This is a genomic window from Phenylobacterium sp., from assembly GCF_031412415.1.
Taxonomy (GTDB): Bacteria; Pseudomonadota; Alphaproteobacteria; order Caulobacterales; family Caulobacteraceae; genus Phenylobacterium.
Map to the genome: position 1 here is coordinate 1 of NZ_JANOCX010000303.1, position 3,392 is coordinate 3,392.

The 3,392-nt window shown below is 65.2% G+C and carries 4 protein-coding genes; 1 reads left to right on the forward strand and 3 read right to left on the reverse strand.

Going from position 1 to position 3,392, the window contains the following annotated elements; genetic code table 11:
- Nucleotides 1-185: 185 nt before the first annotated feature.
- Nucleotides 186-1,070: a WecB/TagA/CpsF family glycosyltransferase gene (locus tag RMO04_RS14520; protein ID WP_309645480.1), complete on the reverse strand. Its 885-nt coding sequence runs from the start codon at nucleotides 1,068-1,070 to the stop codon at nucleotides 186-188.
- A 135-nt stretch (nucleotides 1,071-1,205) separates the two neighbouring features.
- Entirely contained in the window at nucleotides 1,206-1,874 is a 669-nt protein-coding gene (locus RMO04_RS14525) for a sugar transferase (RefSeq protein WP_309645481.1), read from the reverse strand.
- A 643-nt stretch (nucleotides 1,875-2,517) separates the two neighbouring features.
- Here RMO04_RS14525 and RMO04_RS14530 point away from each other — a divergent pair.
- Nucleotides 2,518-2,763: an XrtV sorting system accessory protein gene (locus RMO04_RS14530; RefSeq protein WP_309645482.1), complete on the forward strand. Its 246-nt coding sequence runs from the start codon at nucleotides 2,518-2,520 to the stop codon at nucleotides 2,761-2,763.
- Here RMO04_RS14530 and RMO04_RS14535 read toward each other — a convergent pair.
- A partial coding sequence (locus RMO04_RS14535; protein ID WP_309645483.1) for a hypothetical protein occupies nucleotides 2,760-3,392 on the reverse strand: 633 nt, incomplete at its 5' end. The two genes, RMO04_RS14530 and RMO04_RS14535, sit on opposite strands and share 4 nt — an antisense overlap.

The window sequence follows — 3,392 nt, forward strand, 5'->3', positions numbered from 1 at the left end:
TAGGCCAGCACCACGTGCTCGATCTCATCATGGCCGACGGGGAAGGCTTGGGCATTGTGCCTTGGGTCCAGCGCTCCATAGACAGTGACGCCGGCGAGCAGGAGAAGGGCCAATCTGGCCGACCAAAGAATGACGCGTGACATGGCGGCTCGATATCGGCTCCGTGGGCCGAGCGGAAGGCGGGTTCAGGCCGGAGCGCCGTCTTTCCGAGGTGACAGACCCATGGCGTTGCGACGCTTGAACAGCCGGCCCGCGCGCGCGGCGGCGGCGATGTCGCGCGCGGCAGGCGCCAGCAGGAACCATGACTCCACGCAATAGCGGTGGAACAGGCGGCGTGGATCGACGGCTAGGCGGAACAGCCACTCGAAGCCTATGCGTCCGATCCAGCGCGGCGCGGCGACCTGGACTCCGGCCTCATAGTCGAAGGCGGCGCCGACGGAGAAGACAACGCAGGGCGGCAGGCGGTGGCGGTTTTGCAGCAGCCAGATCTCCTGGCGCGGCATGCCCATGCCGACGAACAGGATTTGAGGCCGCGCCGCGGCTATCTCGGCCAGCACGGCTTCGTTCTCGGCTCCTTCGGGCGACATGTCGAAGTAGCCGTGGCGGGTGGAGATGAGGGCGCCCGGGTAGCCCTGCGTCAACCGTTCGGCGGCGCGCGCGGCCACGCCGGGTTCGCCACCCAGATAGAAGACCCGCCAGCGGTTGCGCTGGGCCAGGCTCCAGAAGTGCTCGCGCCAATCTAGATAGGTGCAGCGGTGGAAGGGGCGGGAGTGGAGGCCCAGCAACTGGGTGAAGAAGATGATCGGGGTGGAGTCGAGCTCGATCACATCGGCGGTGTCGAAGAAGGCCGCGAACTCCGGGTCCCGTTGGCTGAGATAGACGCTGTGGGCGTTGTGGTTGGCGATGCACCAGGACCGGCCATTCTCGACGGCCTCGGTGACGTGGTGCATCACCTCCTCGGGGCGCACCAGGTCCATCTCGACGCCGAGCGCGGCGATGCGTTCGGCCGAGCGCCGGCGCTGCCGGAACGGGGTCCGGCCCTTGCGTCTGCGCTCAGCGACCGCGGTCAACGACCTGCTCATCCTTGGTTGGCCTGGGATCAGGCCTCAAGAGACTAAGCTTGGGCGGTTAAGATTCTTTTCCGGACGCGAAGGTCGCCCGGGCTGACACGCGAGGGTTGTCGCGGGCGATCGGCGCGGCGTCGCCTAATAGGCGTTGGGGTCGCGCAGCATCAGGGGCAGGGTCTTGAACGCGATGATCAGATCCAGGCCCAGGGACCAGCGGTCGATATAGGCGTTGTCGGCGGCGACGCGGTCGGCCATCTGCTTCAGCTCACGCACCTCTCCACGGAAGCCGCTGATCTGGGCGAAGCCGGTCAGGCCGGGGCGGGCGCGGAAGCGCTCGTCATAGGTGGGGATGCGTTCGCCGTAGAACTGGTCGTGAGCGAGGGCGTGCGGGCGCGGTCCGACGATCGACATGTCGCCGATCAGGACGTTGAAGAGCTGGGGTAGTTCGTCGAGGCTCAGCTTGCGCAGGACCGCGCCGATCTGGGTGACCCGCGCGTCGTTCTTGGTGGCTTGGCGCACTTCGCCAGAGTCCTCGACGACGGTCATGGTGCGAAGCTTATAGACGGTGAACACTTGGCCGCCGAGGCCGGTGCGCCGCTGCCGGAACAGGGCCGGGCCTGGCGCGTCCAGGCGGATCAGCAGGGCCAGCATGAGCAGCAGGGGCAGAAAGACCAGGAGCGCGCCGGACGCGACAAGGATGTCGAAGAGCCGCTTGCCGATGCTGGTGGCCACCGGCAGCGGCGGCAGGACCCGGCCACCTTCGCCGGGGTCGCGGCCGGGCTTGGCGACGGCGTAAAGCGCCGTCACGGGCCGCGAAGCCGCCTGCCGATCGACCGAATGGGCCCCATCAATCATAAAGCTACTCGTCACCCAGTCCGCGATACTGGCTATCGCGAAAACTGGTAACGCTTTTTTATCCACGATCAATATTCCGCACGCGAAGCACGAATTTTTAACCGCGGCTGCGTTCTTATTGTTCACGGCCGAGAAACGGCCTTTCGACTTGGGAGCGTGGGTCCGGTGGGCGCGAAAGCTGTCATTGCTTCTATGCCGCGCGCAACGCGGGCGCGGACAGCACGACTGCCCGTGGGCCTTGGCCTGGCGATCGGCGGCTGCGCCTCGATCGGGCTCTGGGCGGCTGTTATTGTCGGTGTGCGCGGCCTAATCTCATAGAGGTCGGCGCCGGTCGCGCCAAGCAGGGCAGAGCTTCGAAGTGTCGCCCCGCACATTTCGGTGATCGCCGCCAAGTTTACCTTAAGAATTTCGTCCTAGGCTCCGGCCTTGGGTCGTGCGTCGCAAGGCTTCGGTCGCGCGGTTGCTGTACCGATCGTCCGCAAGGGCGTTTCGCCGTGTTCGCGCAAGGGTTTGACGATTGCGCGGCCGGCGGGTCTGATCTAAGGGGCTGGCGACGCCTGCCCGACACGCAGTGCGGCGCTTGGGGGTTGATGGCGTGCAGACGATCTACGATTGGGTGACGGTCGCCATCTTCGCGGGACTCGTCGTGCTGTTCCTTCATCGCTCGACCGCGCAGGAAGAGCCCAAGGACAACGTGTTCCAGTATCTGCCGGCCTGCGTCGGCTGCGCGCTCGCCAACTACGTCGGCAACGAAGGGCAGGGGGGCCTCGCCTTCCTGATCATCCTCGTGGTCCTGGCCTATGTGGCCTGGGTGCTGAAGCCCTTCAATCTGAAGCTCTAGGGCGACCGATCCGCCTCACCGGCTGTCGCGGACGGGAGACGACGACTTGCGCCCGCGAAAGCGGACCATACGATGAGCAAGGCGACGAGCGGCACCAGCCAAATCACCCGGTTCTGATATCGATCATGGATCGCCGAGAGCGCCCCGATAGCGAGGGAGTTGGCGAAGACGCCCACCGCAGCGGTGTAGGCGAACACCCAAACCTCAGGATTGACCATCCGCCACCGTCTCGCGGCCACATAACCGATCAGCAGCACCGAGCTGACAAGGCCGAGCGAAAGTAGGGCGCGCGCGACCGAGAGCGGGAATTGGCCACGAGACTGGGCAGAGTTCAGGTAGTGCTGCGGCAGCTCGTCACCGATCATTCTGAAGATCGGGATCATCATTTCCGTGGGCGCGATGTTGATATCGTCATCGACCTGGAACGTGAAAAGCTGGCGAACCGAGTTTCGGATCGCACTCATGGCGAACCACATTGGATAGGCTTTGATGGTCTCCGAATTGATCTCAGCGGCCTCGGTGACGAGACGCGGGGCCGCCAGGCGCTTTACCGCGCCCTTGGCGTCCCACAGGAAGTAGTCCGAAATCGTGGCCTGTCCGTCGTGGTCGGCGAGGTGGTCCAATTCACC